This is a genomic window from Streptomyces sp. NBC_00442 (assembly GCF_036014195.1).
Taxonomy (GTDB): Bacteria; Actinomycetota; Actinomycetes; order Streptomycetales; family Streptomycetaceae; genus Streptomyces.
In genome coordinates, this window is the sequence record NZ_CP107918.1 from 5,456,094 (window position 1) to 5,473,873 (window position 17,780).

The 17,780-nt window shown below is 68.3% G+C and carries 19 protein-coding genes; 1 reads left to right on the plus strand and 18 read right to left on the minus strand.

Annotated elements, in window-relative coordinates; translation table 11 throughout:
- Positions 1–2: 2 nt before the first annotated feature.
- The 6 genes from OG432_RS24380 to OG432_RS24405 all read right to left on the minus strand — a co-directional run bounded on the left by OG432_RS24380 (position 3) and on the right by OG432_RS24405 (position 7,081).
- Positions 3–4,718 carry a hypothetical protein gene (locus tag OG432_RS24380; RefSeq protein ID WP_328313081.1) on the minus strand — a complete coding sequence of 1,572 codons (4,716 nt, stop codon included), beginning with the start codon at positions 4,716–4,718 and terminating at the stop codon, positions 3–5.
- Positions 4,719–4,737: 19 nt separating this feature from the next.
- Positions 4,738–5,088, minus strand: coding sequence for a hypothetical protein (locus OG432_RS24385; RefSeq protein ID WP_328313082.1), 351 nt, complete (start codon positions 5,086–5,088; stop codon positions 4,738–4,740).
- A 65-nt stretch (positions 5,089–5,153) separates the two neighbouring features.
- Positions 5,154–5,579 carry a hypothetical protein gene (locus OG432_RS24390; protein WP_328313083.1) on the minus strand — a complete coding sequence of 142 codons (426 nt, stop codon included), beginning with the start codon at positions 5,577–5,579 and terminating at the stop codon, positions 5,154–5,156.
- Between the two features lie 99 nt (positions 5,580–5,678).
- Entirely contained in the window at positions 5,679–6,281 is a 603-nt protein-coding gene (locus tag OG432_RS24395) for a phage tail tube protein (protein ID WP_328313084.1), read from the minus strand.
- 57 nt (positions 6,282–6,338) lie between these two features.
- Complete coding sequence (locus OG432_RS24400) at positions 6,339–6,740, minus strand: hypothetical protein (RefSeq protein WP_328313085.1); 402 nt, start codon at positions 6,738–6,740, stop codon at positions 6,339–6,341.
- Positions 6,740–7,081: an HK97 gp10 family phage protein gene (locus OG432_RS24405; RefSeq protein WP_328313086.1), complete on the minus strand. Its 342-nt coding sequence runs from the start codon at positions 7,079–7,081 to the stop codon at positions 6,740–6,742. The genes OG432_RS24400 and OG432_RS24405 overlap by 1 nt, the downstream gene beginning before the upstream one ends.
- Positions 7,082–7,110: 29 nt before the next feature.
- Between OG432_RS24405 and OG432_RS24410 the strand changes: the two genes are divergently transcribed.
- Positions 7,111–7,428 (plus strand): DUF4429 domain-containing protein, encoded by a 318-nt coding sequence (locus OG432_RS24410; RefSeq protein ID WP_328313087.1) that lies wholly within the window; start codon positions 7,111–7,113, stop codon positions 7,426–7,428.
- Here OG432_RS24410 and OG432_RS24415 read toward each other — a convergent pair.
- The 12 genes from OG432_RS24415 to OG432_RS24470 form a co-directional block, all read right to left on the minus strand.
- Positions 7,418–7,780 (minus strand): hypothetical protein, encoded by a 363-nt coding sequence (locus tag OG432_RS24415; RefSeq protein ID WP_328313088.1) that lies wholly within the window; start codon positions 7,778–7,780, stop codon positions 7,418–7,420. The genes OG432_RS24410 and OG432_RS24415 overlap by 11 nt on opposite strands.
- Positions 7,781–8,197: a hypothetical protein gene (locus OG432_RS24420; RefSeq protein ID WP_328313089.1), complete on the minus strand. Its 417-nt coding sequence runs from the start codon at positions 8,195–8,197 to the stop codon at positions 7,781–7,783.
- A gap of 9 nt (positions 8,198–8,206) precedes the next feature.
- Complete coding sequence (locus OG432_RS24425) at positions 8,207–9,118, minus strand: glycosyltransferase family 4 protein (protein WP_328313090.1); 912 nt, start codon at positions 9,116–9,118, stop codon at positions 8,207–8,209.
- 92 nt (positions 9,119–9,210) lie between these two features.
- Positions 9,211–10,167, minus strand: a complete 957-nt coding sequence (locus tag OG432_RS24430; protein ID WP_328313091.1) for a phage major capsid protein — start codon at positions 10,165–10,167, stop codon at positions 9,211–9,213.
- A 15-nt stretch (positions 10,168–10,182) separates the two neighbouring features.
- Positions 10,183–10,767 (minus strand): hypothetical protein, encoded by a 585-nt coding sequence (locus OG432_RS24435; RefSeq protein ID WP_328313092.1) that lies wholly within the window; start codon positions 10,765–10,767, stop codon positions 10,183–10,185.
- Between the two features lie 56 nt (positions 10,768–10,823).
- Positions 10,824–11,594, minus strand: a complete 771-nt coding sequence (locus tag OG432_RS24440) for a VG15 protein (protein WP_328313093.1) — start codon at positions 11,592–11,594, stop codon at positions 10,824–10,826.
- Positions 11,575–13,020, minus strand: a complete 1,446-nt coding sequence (locus tag OG432_RS24445; RefSeq protein WP_328313094.1) for a phage portal protein — start codon at positions 13,018–13,020, stop codon at positions 11,575–11,577. Before OG432_RS24445 ends, OG432_RS24440 begins: the two co-directional genes overlap by 20 nt.
- Complete coding sequence (locus OG432_RS24450) at positions 13,017–14,765, minus strand: terminase (protein WP_328313095.1); 1,749 nt, start codon at positions 14,763–14,765, stop codon at positions 13,017–13,019. Before OG432_RS24450 ends, OG432_RS24445 begins: the two co-directional genes overlap by 4 nt.
- Positions 14,737–15,171 (minus strand): phage terminase small subunit, encoded by a 435-nt coding sequence (locus OG432_RS24455; protein ID WP_328313096.1) that lies wholly within the window; start codon positions 15,169–15,171, stop codon positions 14,737–14,739. The genes OG432_RS24450 and OG432_RS24455 overlap by 29 nt, the downstream gene beginning before the upstream one ends.
- A 685-nt stretch (positions 15,172–15,856) precedes the next feature.
- Positions 15,857–16,045, minus strand: a complete 189-nt coding sequence (locus OG432_RS24460) for a hypothetical protein (RefSeq protein ID WP_328313097.1) — start codon at positions 16,043–16,045, stop codon at positions 15,857–15,859.
- 535 nt (positions 16,046–16,580) lie between these two features.
- Entirely contained in the window at positions 16,581–16,802 is a 222-nt protein-coding gene (locus tag OG432_RS24465; RefSeq protein WP_328313098.1) for a hypothetical protein, read from the minus strand.
- A 22-nt stretch (positions 16,803–16,824) separates the two neighbouring features.
- Positions 16,825–17,706, minus strand: a complete 882-nt coding sequence (locus OG432_RS24470; RefSeq protein WP_328313099.1) for an NAD-dependent epimerase/dehydratase family protein — start codon at positions 17,704–17,706, stop codon at positions 16,825–16,827.
- Positions 17,707–17,780: the final 74 nt, after the last annotated feature.

Below are 17,780 nucleotides of genomic sequence, written 5' to 3' on the forward strand. Positions count from 1 at the left end.
GGTCACCTCCGTCCCGCAGCGAGGGCTGCCGTCATGTGGCCCGCGAAGGAGTGGACTTGGCCGTCGGCGACGTCCGCGACGTAGGCGTGCAGGGTGGGGCCGTCCTGGACGACGAGCGTCACTGGCTGCCCGGACCCGAACCCGCCCGTTGACGGCTCTGCCGCCATGCGCGTCAGCGCGTTGGCCTGCTGCGTCGTGAACACCGGCTCCGGCCTTCCGGTCCCGTTGTAGGCAAGGTTCATGCCGGGCTGGAGGTATCCGCCGGAGTCGTAGCCGTGCCCCTGGCCGAGGAAGCTGAGGCCCGGACCGTACCGGTGCTTGGCGTAGTTCAGGGCCGCGAGCAGGTTGTCGTAGCCGTTGAAGATGTCGCCGTGACCAGGGAACTTGTACGCGTTGAACGTCGCAGAGATCGTCTGCATCAGACCCTTGGCGAGGTCCCCGGTGCGGTTGTTGATGTCGCCGATGTTTCCCTGAACCGCACGCTCGTTGCCGCCGGATTCGGTGGCGATCTGCCGCAGGATCCGGGCGACCATGTCCGGGCTCGTCGACAGGCCGTTCGCCGCCAGAGCCTGGATGACCTGTGGCGTCCACCTGGTCACACCGGACCCGGACGGGGCGCCGGCACTGCCGCCACCGAAGAGGCCGCCGACCGAGGCGACGGTCTTCTTGAGCAGGCCCAGGAGTCCGTCGAGCATGTGCTTCGGCAGCCCTCCGACTGCCTTGCCGATCGGCGTACTGCCGACACCGCCACTGATCTTCGACAGGATCGGCTTGATCAGCGAGCCCCACGCCTTGCTCGGGTCGGAGAACAGGTCGACGCCCGCCTTGGCGAGGTCGACGCCCTTGCTGAACCCGGACTTGATCCAGCCGCCCACCTTGCTGAGCCCGCCGAAGATCCCGCCATCGGAGAACCCAGGCAGACCGAGGGCTTGCTGGACGCCTGCGACGCCACCGCCGCGGGCCGCGGCGTTCATCGACTCGACGTACTGCGGGCCGACCGCGCGCGTCCACTCCGGGCGCATGACGGCCTCGCCCCCGGACAGGGCCGCGAGATGCACGTCCCTGCCAGGGGTGTAGCCGGGCAGGATGCCGCCCGTCGCGAAGGTGTACTTGGGCAGCGGACTCAGATCGACGATCTTCGCGACCGAGTTCCAGACCGGCCGGATCCCGTTGTTGTAGACCGTATCGACAATGAACTGGACGGGCTTCTGGACGATGTCGTGGACCTTGCCCCAGGAGATGCCGATGCCCTTCTGGGCAAGATCGAACGCGTCGCCGACCAGTCGAACGGCCGACTTCACCTTGTCGAACGCGGGCTTGATGCCGTGGTCGTAGAGCCAGTTGGCTGTGGACGCGATGCCGTTGAAGACGGGTTGGATCTGGTTGTGCCACAGCCAGGACGCGGCCGACGCTATGCCCTCAAAAGCGGGCTTGATCGCGTTCTGCCACAGCCATGCGGCGACCGCGGCGACGGCGCGGAACTTGGCGACGACATTGTCGAACGCGGGCTTGATCCCGTTCTGCCACAGCCACGTCGCGATCGCTGCAACGATCTTGAATTGGATGACCAACGGTGTGATCAAGACCGTGAGAATGACCGCGAACAGGATGCGCGCCGCCAGAGAGATGGCATCCCAGGCAGGCTTGATCGCGTTCTGCCACAGCCAGACCGCGGCTGCCCCCAGGTACTGCAGGCCGGTCCAGATCGCCGAGAAGACCGGTTGCAACGCCACCTGCCACAACCAGGTCGCACCCGCGGCGATGGCATTCCACGTACCGACCACGGCATCGTGGAACCACTGGAAGTGGTTGTAGGCGTACACCACTGCCGCGACGACCAGGGCGATCACCACGATGATCGCCGTTACGACGGCGACGATCGGGTTGGCTTCGAACGCCAGGTTCGCTGCAGCGATCGCTGCAGTCCACCCTTGCGTCAGCAGGATCACGACGAGCATCAGCCCGCGGTACGCGACGATCGCGACGTTCACCGCGACCTGCGCGAGGGCGTACAGGCGGGTCGCGACGAAAAGCCCGTACATAAGTTGCACGAGGCCGGGCATGTTGATCGCCAGCCACGACAGGCCGTTGGCCAGGTCGGTGACGACCGTCAATGCGACATCAGCCAGCGGACCTAGCGCCTTGGAGATGTCGAAGAACGCGTCGGCGATGGACCGCAGCATCTGGGAGACCAGCGGAGCGTGCTCGGAGGAGTACGCCAGGAACCGCTCGAACTCCGGGCTCCCCTTGAGGCTTTTGCCCCAGTCGGCGAACCGGTCGCCGAGCTTCTCCAGCCGTGTGCCCATGTCGTCGACATGCGGCAGGAAGGCGTCGACGATGCCGCCCATGCCCACGAACAGGCGGCCGAAGAAGAGGCCGAGACTGACGAGCGCGGGGAAGACACTCGTGGCCAAGTCCTGCTTGAAGGTCTTCCACCAAGGCGACTTGAGGCCGGCCGACACGTGGTCCTGCAGGACTTTGATCGCGTCGGCGGCGGCGTACACGAACGGCGTCAGGCCGGGCAGGGCGTTCTTCAGCCCGATCAGGGCCCGGGTGAAGATGGGCATCACTGCTGGCTGGAGAGCCGTCGACCAGGCCTTGAACGCATCCTTCAGTGACAGGAACGCATTGAACGTGTCCCGGGTCGCCGGCGTCATCTTGTCGAGCAGCGCCTGGTACTTGGCCTGCGCGATGGCAGCCTGATCCACACCCCCGGCAGCGGACAGCGCCGAGGAAGCGATCTGCCGCTGAGCGGAGGCGATGGAGTCCGCGGCCTGCGCCTGGGCCTGGGCTGCGGCCCGCTCGGAGTCGGCAACCCGCTGCTGGGCGTCGGCGATCGCGCGCGCGTTGGCGACAGCGGTACGAGCCTGGGATGCCTGCGCATCCTTCAGCGCCTGGGTCTTGTCGGCGACTTCCTGCTGCGCCTGGGCGAGCTTGTCCTGCGCGGACTTGACGGCGTCGGAGCCCTCGACCCCGGCCTTGTTCGCGGCGGCCGTCTTGTCCTTGAGGCGGGCAACCTGAATGCCCTGCTCTTTGAGGTGCTGGACGGCTTCCTCGTAGGCGAGCTGCGCCTGCTGGCGCTGCATGACGGTCGCCGTCGGGTCTGCGAGGGACTTCTGGAGCGCATCCTGCGCTTCTTTGACCTGGAACGTGGCGTCCCTCTGCGACAGCTGCGAGTCCTTCAGCTGATTGTTGAGGTCTTCCAAGTCCATCGCGGCCTGCTTGCGGGCGGCCGTCAGGTCGAGCTGCGCCTTCGTCGCGTCCTTCTGTGACTGGGCGAGGGACTTCTCGGCGTCCTGGACCGCGCGGGCGGCCTGCTGCGTGGCGAGCGCGGCCTGCTGCTCGGCGTCACCGACCGCGCGCTTGGCCTGGACGATCTGCTCGTTGGCCTGCGTGATCTGGAGCGCCCCGTTGCGTTCGGCCGACGCCAGGGCCTGCTGGGCGCCGGCCGCCTGGAGCGCTTTGGAGGCGCCCTGTGAAGCGGCCTGACCGCCCTTGTACGTTGCGTTCGTCGACGCGTCCTGAGCGGCCTTCTGCGCCTGAAGCGCACCAGCGATCGACGTGATCGCGGGAAGCGCCACGGCCGCCAGCGCGCCGACACCGACACCCGCCGCCACCAGGGACGAAGTGAAAAGCCCCGTGCCCGCGGCGAGTACAGGCCCGAACGGCAGCGCTGCCAGCGCGCCGACAGCGATCGTCAGCTGGAAGACGGCACCGAGCGCAGCCGACGTGTCGATGTTGATCGACTTTTTCTTGTCAAGTCCGTCAACCGCAGCCTGAACTGCGGCGAGCTGCGCATAGGCAGCCGCGGCATCGATCCGGACAGATACGTCTGCCTTGCTCGCCGACAGGCGCTCCAGCCGCGCCCGAATGTCGTCCATCCGAGCAAGCGCTGTGGCGGCATCGATGTCGATGCCGATGCGCTTGTCTTTGAGCTCGGTCAGCTTGGCACGCAGGGCGGCGATCTCCGCCTCGGCCGGGGTGGTGTCGGCGCCGATGTTGATGTTCGGCAGAGCCGCTTCAGCCTGGGCGATCGCCGCACGCACCCGCTGGCCGAGGAGCCCATCCGTCTCAAGGCGAACGGTCCCCGGGTTTGCGGAGATCCGGTCGATCTCCTCGCGGACCAGCTTGAGTTCGGCCCGCGCCTTCGCGGTGTCCGCGCGCACCGTGACGTCGGGGTGTGCGGCACCAAGCCGGGTGAGCTCGGCCTCGATGTCGTCGATCTCAGCGCGCGCTGTCGCCGCGTCGATGTCGACACCGATCCGCTTGCTGGCCAGGGTCTCCATCCGGGCGCGCAGGGCCTGAAGGTCGGCATCGGCCTCGGACGTGTTCGCGTCGATCTTGATTTTGGGCAGCGACTTGAATGCCGCCTCCAGGCGGGCCTTCATGGCCCGCGCGAAAGCACCGCCCGTCTCCTCGCCCTGCTTCGTCGCTGCGGGCCGCGCGGTCTGGCCGCCCTGGGTGACCCCGTCCCGGATGGCGCCACGGATCGCCGCGGTGATGCGGGCTGCGATCTGCGACCCGATCTCCTCGCCGATCCGTACACCGATCCCGGCGATCTGTGCCTGCATCGCCGGGCCGAAAGCACGCCCGGCCGCCGAGCCGGCATCCTCACCGGCTCGGGTTGCGGCCGGGACGAGGGCGGACTTCAGCCGCTGGTAGATCCCCTGGGTGTTGGGGATGACATCGACCTCGACCGAACCGACACTGATCGCCACGGGAGCCTCCTCCCGCGCGTCAGGCCGCGCCTCCGTTGATCAACTTGAAGAGTCGTTCAGCAGCCGCATCCGACAGGGCGGCCTTGGGGCGGGGGGCCTTGGCGCCGGGCCGCCTGATCGGCTCGGGCGGGGTGTGCTTGCGACCCTTGCCGTCACTGTTCGCGAGGATGGTGATGTACTCCAGGCGCCGGACCCCATCCGCGATGGCCGCGAGGAGCTGTTCCGCCTGCGACCAGCGGCCCTTCTCCGGCTCGCCCTTGTCCGCCTGCTCGACGAGTTCCTCGTCAGAGAGACCGTTGCGCAGGGCCGTCATGGTCGCCGACTCGGGAGGCAGGTGCTGGATCAGGACCCGCAGCCGCCGGGAAGTCATTCGGTCGCGCCAGAACTCCGTGAGCTGGTCGCCGTCGCGCGGGTAGTAGCGGGCCAGGTCGGCCTCTATCGCCTCCGCGTGCGCCTCGACGACCGACCGGGTCCACGCGATTTTCCCAGACCTTCGCCGGCCCGGTTCGCGGCCGAGACGACGAATGCCTCGAACTCGTCGTTCGTCGGGTCGATTTCGTCGTACAGCTCCAAGTCGTCCGGGTGGATGACGTGCTCGGCGAACGCGGCGAAGTCAGCCCGCGACAGCATGGCCTGCCACGACTGGCGCCAGGCGCCGGGGGGGATGACCCGGATTTCCTCACCGGCGAGGAGGGCGGTCACGTAGTGGCCTTCCACCTCGGCCTGCTGTGCATCGACGGGACTTCCCTCTGCGTCGTCCTCGTAGTCTTCGAGCTCCGGCTCGACCGGGGCCGGAGCGGCAGCCCGTCGGGCGACGGCCGCGGTTTTGCGGGGGCTGGTGGTGCGGTTGTTCGTAGCCATGGGCGCGGGCCTCCTGGGTGCGCGGCGCGGGCAGAGGAAGGAAGGTGGTGGACGGGCCGGGCCCGCGCCGACGGTCGGCCCGCCCACCAGTCGAGGGGGTCAGGACCCCGTGTAGGCGGGCGTCGCCGGCACCTTGTCGGAGTGGTAGACCGTGTTCCCGGCGTCGTCCGGGTAGGCGGTGATGGTGACCTCGTAGCCAGCCATGGCGTCCTGCTTGAACGTCACGTCGGACCGGTCACTGACCTCGCCCTGGGGGACGTAGAAGCCCTTCGCGGTGTCGCCGTCCATGACGAGGAACCACCAGGCCCTGCGGTCGGGTTGCGGCGACGCGGTCTCGGCGAAGCTGGTGACGCCGGAGACGGGGTCGAGGTCGTCCGCGTCGATCCGGTACATGATCGACTGGACGGCTACGCGAGCCGTCTCCCACAACGTGAGCTTGAACGTCCGCACGGACTTGGTGATCTGCGTGCGGAACGGGGAAGTCAGGCCCCACGGCGTGAACTCCTGGCTCGACTCGTCGAAGCCGTAGACCAGGCCGTCGTCCGAGATGGCGCCGAGCGGTTCCCACGGAGTGAGCGGCTGAACGGAAGGGTCGGCGGGGGCCGTCGTACCAGCAGCGGCAACCCAGCCACCGCCGTTGGCACCGATGACTGTCAGGTCCGCCGCGCGGGTGATGTTGACCATGAGGAGGTCTCCAGACATGCAGAAACCCCGCACGGCGGCGGGGTCAGGGACAGGGTCCGGCGCGGGCCCGACCGGTCAGGAGACCGGGTGACAGTACAGCTGGTAGGTGGCTCCGACGCGTCGGAGCCCCGTGTTCTCGTAGGGACGTTGAGCAGGACGGGCGATCAGGTCGATCGCCCCGAACACGGCATTCGTTGTCCTGGAGCCGCGCAGCTGCCCAGCCAGCAGGCCCCGGATCGTCGCCGACAAGGCGATGGCTCCGGCGCGCGTCGCGTCGTAGACGTCAATGTCGACGAGCGACCTATCGAGCCGCAGGCCGTCATCGCCACCGCCCACCACCTGCACCTGAACTGTGGGCAGTTCCTGGAGCAGGTTGTTGTCGAGCTCGTCACGGACGACGACCTCGTCACCGAGCCGGGCCTGAAGCCAGACGATCAACTCCAGCTCGACGTCGACCGAGCCGACCGCGGCCGCCATCAGCGGCCACCAGCCTGAGCAGCCCTCAGCAGGACATGGTGCGGGTGGACCTTCTCGGTGCCGTACTCCACCCAGCGGGCGTAGTAGGCGCTGTTCCCCACCACGGCGACGGGACGCTTCTTCTGCGAGCGGCCCACCGGCTTGCGCACGACCTTGACGTACCAAGACGCCTTGTAGACCCCCGGATGCGGATCACCAGGGCCACCCACGGGAGAGATCGCCTCAGCAACCCCCTTGATGATCTCGGCGCGACGCAAGAGCTCGCCCTGGATCATCTCCGAGTTGAGGAGCTGGCCGACGCCGCGCGTCGACATCTTGAACCGGGCCTGTCGTCCTGCCACTGTGGCACCTCGCTAACCAAGGGGGAATCGTGATCGCGGTCGAATCCATCGGCGGACAGGTCCAGTTCGACGGGCAGACCGTCACCATCAGGCGGACCAGCCGCATGGCCAAGTCCACGCTCGGCACTGCCGACACGATCATTCCGATCGGGCACATAGGCGCCGTCGAATGGACCGAACCCCGCTGGTACAAGGCCGGGCACATCCGGTTCGCCATCGCCGGCAGCCAGTCGGCCGCGTCACCGACGCCCGTCAACCGAGACCGGAACGCTGTCATCTTCGGGAAGAAGGAGCTGCCCGCCTTCGAGAAGCTCCGGCTCGCCGTTCAGGACGCCATCAGCCGGTAACCCGGTCCGCGGCGAACTGCACAGGACCGCGCGTGCCCGTGAAGGGGTTGTGACCCCAGTCGCCGGGCTCGCCCGTGATCTCGCAGACGACACCGCGTACCCGGGCCTTGTCCGTGGTGCGCAGCACCGTCCCGGCGGGCGCGTACACGGTCCAGCCGACGATGACCGTGTCCCGGTCCTGCTGTTCCTGGCCTCCCACGGCAGGAGCCTGCTGGCGGGGCGTCACGACACAGCCGGGCACGTCGAACGACTCGTCGGGACCCGGCAGGGGCTGGCCGCGCGGATCCCGGCCAGGCGAGGTGCCGGTCCGGATGATCCGTACCGTCTCCCCGAACACATAGGGGCCGGGCATCTACACCCACCCCCAGCCCGGCTCGAACTCCAAGCCCGGCTCATAGGTGTCGTCGACCGGCCACGTCGGCGACGGGTCGGCCGTCGTTGGCGTCGGGTCGATCGTGAACGCTCCGCCCCGGCCTGCCAGGGACTTGAGGGCCGCCTTGTCGGCCTTCGTCAGATACAGGCCCCCGCTTCCGCTGGGGCGCTGCACCGACATCGGGCCGATCGTCTCGTAGCTGACCTGCTGCGGGTTCACGTAGGCACGGCCGGCGACCGACAGGACCACCGCCGTGGCATCGTCGGGCAGCGGCTTCACCACGGACTGGCACAGGGCGACAGCCTGCGTCAGCAGCAGATCGGCGCGCGCCCCGTCGATCTCCTCCAGGCCCAGATACAGGCCCAGATCCTCGGCCGTCGGAGGACTGAACGTCATGACCGCCTCCTACGCCAGGGCTTCCACCGCATCGCACCAGGCAGCCAGGTCGGCTGCCGGATCGAGTTCCGCGCTGCGAGCCTTCGCGCGCTTCGACGCCAGCCGGTACTCGGCCGGCGCCGCGAGTTTGCGCAGGACCGCCTCGTAGCCGTCGACGTCGTTGCGGTCAACGAAGATCCCGGCCTCGCCGAGCGACTCGCACAGCCCCGGCGTCGGATGAGCGACGACCGGGATCCCAGAGGCGAGCGCCTCCACCCCGGCCCGGCCCCAGCTCTCATAACTGGACGGCATCAGCAGCACCCGAGTACGGGCATAGACCCGTTCCCGCATCTCGTGACCGCTGACGTGCTGAACGACCTCGACGTTCGGAAAGGCGGGGAGGATCTGCTCCCCGTAGGCGCCGGCGACCGCGAGGAACTCGGTGTCCGGCATCCGTTCGGCGAGCTTCTCCAGGACCCGGCCGCCCTTCTCCAAGTTGCAGTTGACGAGCGTCACCTTGCCGCCCGGCTTCGTCCGGTACTCCTCGGCCAGGACCGGGGGGCGCACAATCATGGTGCTCTCCGAGCGAACCGACTTGGGGTACTCGGCGTAGAACAGCTCAGCCTCGCGCTCCATCCACTGCGAGTTGTAGACCGCCAGGGCCGTGCCCCCGGACATGACGTCGCGGAACGTCGGCCTGAACGTGTTGTGGCAGACCACCGTGACGGGCTTGCCGTAGCCGCGGGCGATCGCCAGCGTCGACGGCACGTTCTCCAGGTGCGACACCAGAAGATCGGCCTGCCGCACCGCCGTTGAGAAGTCGAGGCGCGCCGACAGCGGGATGACCGTGACGCCGTCGATGTCATAGGGCTGACCGTCACCTGTGTAACGCGACAGCCACACCTCAACCCTGTGACCACGGCCGACCAGCGCCCGCAGCATGCTGTGAAGCATCCACTCCGCACCAGCGTTGTGGCGGGGCGGATAGCCGTGCAGCCGGGCAACAATCCGCATCGCCCGGCCCACGGTCGGGCTCACGAAGCGCCGGCGGTCGCCACGAAACGCACGAACGCCTCCGCGTCGCCGAGGACGAACCCGTAGTACGCCTCGGCGAGGAGGAGAACGAGGTTCTCCTGGAACGCGGAGTGCACGCCGCCGTCCTCGTCGATGTACGTCGCCTCGCGGCTGATCTTGACGCTGATGTCCATGCCGACGCCGTAAGCGGTCTGCGACCAGTCGCCGCCGATTGCCCGCAGACCGGAGTCCACGCTGGTGGACTGGCGGCGGACCTTGCCCGACACGCTGCGCGAATACGCGAGCGGGTTTCCGATGAGTGATCCGGCCATCGCCATGCCCGTGCCCGTGTCCCGAGTCTCCACGAAGATCGGGCGACCGGTGGTGTCCGTGGCGCCCATCAGCTTCGGCTGGAGGCGGTAGTCGGCGACGGTACCGGTGTATTCCCAGTCGTCGTCGACGATGTCCTCCATGCCGTTGACGAAGTCCTTCCAGATCCCGCCGGTGGACTGCCCGGTCGTACCGAGGACGCGTTCCTTCGTGGTCATCGCCAGGTAGTCGGCGAACGGCCCGGTCGCGCCCTTCATAGTGCGGCCGTGGATTGCGGCCCGGTCGAAGGCGCGGGAGAACGCGGTCGGCAGGTCGGCCTGGAGCTGCGTCCACAAGCCTGCCGCGTTGGAGTCGACGACTTCCATCGCCACCGGAATCAGGACAGCGATCTTCTTGCCGCTCATGGACTTGATGTTGACGCCGCCAGTGCCAAGCGGCTTACGCCCGGCCTGGTCGACCCAGTCGGCCGTCGGCACATCGAGCGGCACCGGGACCGCCGTGGCCGCGGCCATCGACAGCGGCACCTTCTTCGCCAGCGACATCACGGCGGACTGTTCGACAGACTTCTCGAAGATCGGGCCCACCAGGGTGGGCGGGAGGAACGTCGCATCGACGTCGCTCAGCTTGATCGGATTTGTGTGAGCCATGGAGGGCTACCTCTCTCAGCGCCCCCTGCTGAGGGCGCCCTTCATGAAGGCGGCGAACTCGTTCGCCGGATCGTTGGGGGTTCGATTGCCGTTACCCGACGAGCCCTGAGCTCGGTCCGGGCGGGGGGCGCGGGGCCCCTCGTCGGGGCGGGCCCAGTGCGGCTTGCGCTTGAGGAGATCCGCGAGGTCGGCCCGGATCGCGTCCGTGTCGATGCCGCCGTCCTCATCCACATACGCGGTGAGGTCCAGGGCGCCGGCGGCGTCCTCGGGATCGGCGAACTCCTTGCTCGCCAGGGCCTCGACCTTGGAGGCGACTGCGGTACGTAGCGCCTGCGCCTCACGCTTCTGCGCGGCGGTGAGCTGCTCGGTGAGCCGCTCCGACTCCGACTTCTGCGCGTCCTCAAGCTCCTTCGCCCTCTTGGCGAGGGGCTCCAGTTCCTTGAGGCGCTTGCGGAGGTTCTCCGCCTCGGAGTTCTTCTTCTTCAGCGCCGCCTCGGCGCGCTTCCTGTCGAACGGCTCCTCGTCGACCTCCGCCTCCGGGGCGGTCTCGGTCTCCTGCGGCTCCTCGACGGTCTCGCCGGTCTCCTCGTTTTCGGGCATGGTGAACTGGCCCTCCAGGGGCTGAGAAAGGCCACCACCAGGGCGGCCATGGGGATTTACAACGTGGGCAGATGCCCGTGATCGGCGAGAGCCTGCCGGAACCGGCGAAGCTGATCGCCCGGATAAGGCGCGGCATAGTCGCGGTACAACCGCTCCCACTCCCGCGCATGATCGGACAGCTCGAACCGCTGCCCCTTGAACACCGGGATCACGCCGCAATGACAGCCGTCGTGAGCCCGGAAACCTGCCGTGTCCTGCTTGTACACAACCCCGCGGCTCGCCAGCAGCTTGCAGAACGCGCACGCACCCAGCGATGCCGCCCGCGCCCACGCAGTGGCCTGCCGGTCCTGGCGCACCGCCTCCTGGACGGTGCCCCGGCCCTGATCCGCCACCAGCTTCTGCGTGACCGCCTCCGCCTTCTTCTCCGCCTGATCCAGCCGGACTTCGAGCGGCTCAAGCTGCGCGGGTGTCGTCTTCGGGTCCTCCGGATCCCGGGGCCACAGATCCTTGGTGGCCCACCGCAGCGACTCGTCGACCTGCTCGTCCGGTGGCGGATCCAGCAGAGGGACCGTGAACCGGCCCGTCACCTGGGCCGCGACCCGCTCGGCGTCGTAGTAGTCCGCCGCCAGCGCATGCGACGCGGCGCCGTACTGGTCCACCGCCGCACGGACCGCCATCAGCCAGTCCGGCAGCGTCGCCGACAGCCGCGACGGGATGATCAGGCGCCTGAGCTTCTTCATGTCCCGGCCCAGCAACCCCGACAGGGCGGCCTGCGCCCGCCGGTAGCGGCGCGCGCCGTCCCCGGCGTCAGAGACCAGGCTGGGCATCCGTGGCCCCCGCGTCCGCCGGCGCCGCAGGCTGCGGTACCGGAACCTGAGTCAGCCGGGCCACCAGATCGCTGCCCTGCGAGCGGCGGCGCTCCGCCTGAACCCGCTGCCGCTGGTCCTCGGTCAGCCCCGCCATCTCCAGGACAACATCGCCGTCAGCGGGAAGGATACCCGATTGGACCATCTTCACCGCGGCGTCGGTCTGGGCGGCGATCGTCGGGGTGGCCGGGTTGCGCCACACCGCCTCGATCCGCCGCGTCTTGTCCGGCGGCACGCCGTCGCGCACCCACAGAGCGAGGCGCATGACCTCCCGCCACGACGCCCCGAACCGCCTGGTGCGGCGTTCGGCCTTCTTCACCAGCTGGCCCTCAGCCGAGCGGATCGCGTCCGCCGACGCCGGGTTGTCGCTGGTGTAGCCCAGCATGTGCGGCGGCAGACCCAGCTGCGTCGCCATGATCCGCGCATACAGGTCGATGATCTTCGTCTGCCCGGACGGGTCATGCGCCGTGAAAGCGCCCACCGTCGGCACATTGCCGTCCTCGTCCCGCTCCAGCGCCAGAACACGCCCGATGTACGTGTCCCAGGCGCTCTTGGCGTTGCCCTCGGCATCTTGGAACGCGGACTCTGCGGCACCCAGGATGTAGCGCTGCGGCGCACCGAAGAACTCTGCGGCGACTTCCATGCCCATGAGCCGGCGGCACGCCGCATCGGTGATCGACATGACCTCGGGCGTGATCTCCGAGCGGCCCACGCGGTCCGCCGTGCGCTGCCGGTTCGCCATTCGCACCACCGGCACTACACCGAGCTGGTGAATGTCGCGGTCGATGACCTCCCAACCGCCGTTCACCTGCACCGCATACACCGTCTGGTCCGGCAGATACAGCACCGTCAGCCGCTCGCTCGCGCTCAGGCCGTACCCGCCGCCCTGGCACTCCCGAAGCGCGGCCACCGCCATCCGGATCCGTGCGTCCCAGTGCATCGTCATGTCCAGCGGCGACTCCACCGAGATCAGCGGCGGGCAGTCAGCGGTACCGCAGTCGCCCGAGCCGACCGCGATGTACTCGCGGCCATACGTCAGGGCATCCAGGTGCGCCAGGCTCGCCTCGTCGAACAGGTCGTTGGCCTGGGCGATCTCGGTGAGGTCCGTCGAATCGGAGCCGTCCGCCCAGCGGAACGCCTCCAGATCCAGACGCTGCTCCAGCGCCTCCACACCGATCCTCGGCCAGCCGATCACCGTGTGCAGCATCGTCAACTGCGGAGGGATGCTGATTCCCAGGTCACGGACCCGCTGCTCACCGTTGAAGTACGCGTCGAGCAGCTCCAAATGCATCCGGTGCGCCATCAGATCGGTACGCAGCGAGGTGACCAGATCCACCTCGTCATTCGACAGCGACAGCAGAGGCAGAGTGGGGATGGACGTTGTCACCGCAGCACCACCACCCTTCCCTTACCCCGCGCCGTCGACCGCTTCGCCCACGCCGGAGAGTTCATGACCATCCGGCGCAGCATCCGCGCGCCGATCGCACAGACCGCCAAGTCGACTTTCCGGGACGACTCGCGGTGCTCCTTGCCGATCGAATAGCCCCAGGCGTTCGTGCGGCGCCGGGCATTCGCGACGTGCTGCCGCAGCACCTTGTGGCCGTCATGCGTCAACTGCCGCTCCAGAACATCCCGGTAAAACCGGTCCACGGCCTCCGTGAACGCCTGCTGGCGTCGCCGGTCACGCATGTCCCACATCACCGCATGCTGGCCGTGACCACTGGCCACGGCCTTCAGCGTCAGGCGCTTGCCGTAGCGCTGCGCCCACGCGTCGATGTAGCCGTCCCAGTAGCGCTCGCCGTCCGCATCGTCGAACCCGGAACCCGGGTCGGCGAAGAACGCCAGCGGCTTGTACTCGGCGAACACCCGGTCCACGACACCGTCGACCTCCTCGCGCGGCACCCGCCAAGGCGTGCCCTCCGGCCAGTTCGCCGGCCGCTGCCACACGCCGAGCGTCTGCAGGTGCCCGTCGGAGAGGCGGCATGCCACCAGGCCCGTCGCGTCGTCGGACTTGGAGCCGTCGAAGAACAGCACCAGCTGGTCGCCCGGGGCGAGTTCGATGCCCTCGTGCGGGCAGGCGTCCCACTCGTAGCGGGCCAGGAACGCGTCCTCCGACGCAACGATCTGGTTGAACCAGAACCGGCGGCTGCGGGACGGCGGGTTACGGACGTCGAGGATCGACGCCTTCAGCCGCTCAATGTCCAGCCACGTCGAATCCCCGCGGACCGCCCGCAGGGTCGGCTCGATCCACGCCTCGGTCAGCTTCGCCTCGGCCGGCGCCTCCAGGCTGTCGTAGAACAGCCCGACGTCCGCGGCCCGGCCCGACTCCGCCGACTCGAACGCCTCACGGGTCCGCTCGGCGACACTGTCCTCGCCGGGCTCATAGGCGTTCGTGTTCGCCAGGGTGCGGGACTGACCGTCCGCCGACTTGGTCGCGTTGCGCTCGATGACCGCGGCCATCTCGTGCCCCTGGTTCGACTCCAGCCAGTGATGCGTCTCGCCGAGCGACACGAACGTCGGCCGGCCGCCCTCAAGGGCGCGAGGCGAGCTGGTCACGGCCTCGATGCGGGCCCGGCCCTTGTCGGCATAGATGATCTCCTTGCCGAGGTCGATGCGGTACTCCTCGATCGCCCGCTTCGTCAGGATCGACGGAAACAGCGTCATCGTGTTCCGCGTCTGGTCCTGCGACACCGCCGCGATCTGCACCCACGCCGCCGGATGCTGCATCCCCAGCGGCTGCCCGGCCGGGACGCCCCACTCGTTGCCCTCGTCCGCGACCTCGGCGAAACGGCACGGGCCGACGAACTCGAACGCCGACCAGGTGGCGATCAGCGGGTCCTTGCCCCAGCCCTTCAGGCGCTGGATCACGCCGTCCCGCCACAGGAACCGGTTCGTCACCGGATCCATCGCGTACCACCACAGCGTCAGCCGCGCCTGCTCCGGCGTGTACCGCCACGGCCGGCCCGCATAGTGCTGCAGGTACGTCGCCGTCCAGGCCAGCGCATGCCAGCCCAGCGTGTACTCCGGCAGCACGAATCGGCCGTCCGGACCACGCCGCCACGACGGGCCGAGCGTGAACGGGGTGACAACATCCGGGACTTGCTCAGCGGCCGGCGAGGTCACGGTAGGCATCCAGCGGCCTCACCGTCGCCAGCTGTGGACCCGACGGCTTGCGCTCCAGCTCCATGCGGGCGCGGCGCCGGTCGCCCTCCGTCGTCAGCAGCGACGCCATCACCGAGTTCAGTGCGGCAACCAGTTGGCCGTTCGGCGGCCGGTCCGTCTGCAGGGCCCGCGACATGAGCTCCGCGGCATACCGGGCCATCGCCCAGTCCGACGGCTCATAGAACGCCGCCTGCCCGGACTCGCGCAGAGACAGATACCAGTCGGTGGCGATCTCGTGCCAGTGCCGATCAGGCTCCGGCAGGTCCGGCAGATCGAGCGGCGGGCCGGCAGCTGCCTGGACGACGGGCAGGCCCTCCTCCAGGTTCCGGCGCCGGCGTTCCTCGGTGCGCTTGGGGACAGGTCCACGAGTGCCCACGGCGACCTCCAGGGTCAACAGGGCGCCACCAGGGCGCCGATGGGGGCTGATGAAGGGACGCGACAGGGGCGGCCACCAGGGCGAACCTTGATCGCGTACATGTGTTTGTGCAGGTCAGAGGCCTAGGAAACCCGTACAGATTTCCAGGTGCTATACGGCCCCGATCAAAAAAAGATCATGATCAAGGTAAATCCCCCAGGTGATCATGAAACTTTTGGATCAAGGAAAACTTTGGATTGATCTTGAGATTCGCCTTGATCGAAGATCTTGGAATCCTGAGATCAACGATCAAGATGAAATGTTGATCGATTCGATCAACATCAACTCACAATCGATCACATGCGATCGACGAGCGATGACCATCACTAGCAGTGCTCGCACACCTGCACTGCCCGACCGCCTCACCCCTACCGCCCGGCGCCCGCCTACCCCCGCCGACGCCCTGCCCTCAGCGCCTTGGCGTGCACCGACGTCGTCATCCCCGTGGCTGCCATGTGCCTGAGCTGGCAGTACCCCTTGGCCCTGGGGCCGAGGTACTTGCCGACCTCCCGCACGCAGCGCGACCAGTCACCTGGTGCACCCCATCGAATCTTGGCTGCGCCCTTGCCGTGGGTCCAGTACTGCCGGAGTTGCTCAGCGCCGCCGGGCCTGCGTCCTGTGCCGCCCTGCTTGCCTGCCATGTGGATCACTCCTCATCAGGCTGATCGTCGTCTCTCTGGATGTAGGCGATGTGCTGTGCCGGCACGGCCAAGGCCAGGCCGGTGGGCGTGGTGAACACAGCCCAGCTATCGCTGAGTTCGACAGCGAGCTCGGGCTCGTCGATGTACGTGTTGCCGCTCGGGCCGGCCGTGTGGGCGATGAGGTAGCGCGGCATGGTCACCTCAGTCCTGGGTGCGGTTCTGTTGGCCGTGTGCGGCCCTCTGTTGTGCGCGGGGCGGCGTTGCCTTCAGCGCTGGACTTGAGCCCGTGGCAGATCGCGCACACGCCTTGCAGCCGGTCTTCTGCGTGGTCGTCGGCCTTGGCCACGATGTGGTCGCAGTGCGTGGACTTCCGCACACCACAGAGCTTGCAGATCGGATCGCGGGCCAGCACGCGGGCTCTGATCTGCCGCCAGTTCGACGGAAGCCGGGCCTTGCGGTCCGAGCCCTGCCAGCCGCCGCTCATGCGGGGTGGTGGGCAAGACCGAGTTCGAACCCCTTGTCAGTCGGCTCGACTGTGGTGACGACGCCGCTGACGATGACGTGGCCGTCCGTACCGACAGCCATGAAGGCCTGCCCAACTAGCGGATGGGCGGCCCCGACAGGGTCGCTCCAGGTACAGCTGCATGGCACGTCGTTGACGAGGAGGCGGTTATCTCGGATCGCGGCACGGAGGCGGTCGCTGGGCGGGTACGTCACTACGCCTCCTAGTCAGGGCTTCCAGCGCGGGTCGTGGGCAAGGTGCGGCGCAAGGATGGCCATCGCCCTGTCAACTGGCGTCAGCTCAGAGGCAGGGGTTGGACAGGCCAAGCCTCGCGGCTGCCAGTCCTCGCTCGCGGAGCCGATGAAGTGCTGATCGATGTACTCGTCCGCGATGCTGTTGAAGGAGTCGGCGAGACTCGCTTCGAGCGCTGCCCAAAGGTCCTCGGTCACGATGCCTCCACTCTTCTGCCATTCACGCCGTCAGCGCCCGCCGTATGCCCTCTTCGAGGGTGACCTTCGGGTCGTAGAACGCGAGCATCTTCTTCGGGTCGCAGACGCGGTGGTGGACGCCTTGCGGCGCGTCGCCCCGGTGCTTGATGACGGGGCTGTATCCGGCGTCCTGCGTCACGTGCCCGGCAAGCTCGTCGAACGATGTCGCCCTGCCCCAGCCCAAGTTGACGGGGCCGCGCACGTCTTGGTCGACGGCTGCGAGGGTCGCGCCGACGAGGTCGTCGACGTGGATCCAGTCGCGGGTGGAGTCGCCGCTGCCCCACACCTCGAACGGATCCTGGCGCTCGCGCGCCCGCTGGATGAAAGCCGGGAACGGGTAGGCCGGATCCTGGTCGCTGCCGTAGCCGGAGAACGGCCGCAGGACCGTCATGCGCGTGCCCTCAGCCTCGGCGTACTGGCAGAGCTGCTCGCCGGTCAGCTTGGCGAGCCCGTAGGTCGCATCCGGCTTGCCGGGCTGCTCGTAGTCGATGTCCGCCTCGGCGAGCCGGTGAATTTCGCCGGGCTGCTGAAGCGCGACCGGGTAGGCGGCGGAGCTGGAGAAGTACACGGCGCGCGGTGTCCCCGATCGGGCCAGCCAGCGCATGTACCAGGAGTCCAGCGCGAGGTTGGTGGCGACGCCGAGCGGGGAGCCGTCGATGCTGGCCCGGCCGCCGACGATCGCCGCGCAGTGGATCGCGAGATCGAACGGCGCCTCGTTGGTACGGAAGAAGTCCAGGGCGTCGTACCGGCTGACGTTCGGCGCGGCCCTCAGGTCGAGGGCCGTGACGTAGTCGCCGCGCTCCGACAAGGCGCGGTGCAGGTGGCGGCCGACGAACCCGGCGGCACCCGTGAGGAGGACGCGCATGGTCACCACCACCTGATGCGTGTGCGTGCAGCATGCCGGAGGGCATCAGCTTCGCGGTCGGCCAGAGCGAGGTG

What these genes read in the sequence shown, in the direction of transcription:
- OG432_RS24385 (WP_328313082.1), bottom strand. Translation starts at nt 5,088, where the DNA reads ATGACTTCCCGGCGGCTGCGGGTCCTGATCCAGCACCTGCCTCCCGAG.
- OG432_RS24390 (WP_328313083.1), bottom strand. Translation starts at nt 5,579, where the DNA reads ATGGCTACGAACAACCGCACCACCAGCCCCCGCAAAACCGCGGCCGTC.
- OG432_RS24395 (WP_328313084.1), bottom strand. Translation starts at nt 6,281, where the DNA reads ATGTCTGGAGACCTCCTCATGGTCAACATCACCCGCGCGGCGGACCTG.
- OG432_RS24400 (WP_328313085.1), bottom strand. Translation starts at nt 6,740, where the DNA reads ATGGCGGCCGCGGTCGGCTCGGTCGACGTCGAGCTGGAGTTGATCGTC.
- OG432_RS24415 (WP_328313088.1), bottom strand. Translation starts at nt 7,780, where the DNA reads ATGCCCGGCCCCTATGTGTTCGGGGAGACGGTACGGATCATCCGGACC.
- OG432_RS24420 (WP_328313089.1), bottom strand. Translation starts at nt 8,197, where the DNA reads ATGACGTTCAGTCCTCCGACGGCCGAGGATCTGGGCCTGTATCTGGGC.
- OG432_RS24425 (WP_328313090.1), bottom strand. Translation starts at nt 9,118, where the DNA reads ATGCTGCGGGCGCTGGTCGGCCGTGGTCACAGGGTTGAGGTGTGGCTG.
- OG432_RS24430 (WP_328313091.1), bottom strand. Translation starts at nt 10,167, where the DNA reads ATGGCTCACACAAATCCGATCAAGCTGAGCGACGTCGATGCGACGTTC.
- OG432_RS24435 (WP_328313092.1), bottom strand. Translation starts at nt 10,767, where the DNA reads ATGCCCGAAAACGAGGAGACCGGCGAGACCGTCGAGGAGCCGCAGGAG.
- OG432_RS24440 (WP_328313093.1), bottom strand. Translation starts at nt 11,594, where the DNA reads ATGCCCAGCCTGGTCTCTGACGCCGGGGACGGCGCGCGCCGCTACCGG.
- OG432_RS24450 (WP_328313095.1), bottom strand. Translation starts at nt 14,765, where the DNA reads ATGCCTACCGTGACCTCGCCGGCCGCTGAGCAAGTCCCGGATGTTGTC.
- OG432_RS24460 (WP_328313097.1), bottom strand. Translation starts at nt 16,045, where the DNA reads ATGCCGCGCTACCTCATCGCCCACACGGCCGGCCCGAGCGGCAACACG.
- OG432_RS24470 (WP_328313099.1), bottom strand. Translation starts at nt 17,706, where the DNA reads ATGCGCGTCCTCCTCACGGGTGCCGCCGGGTTCGTCGGCCGCCACCTG.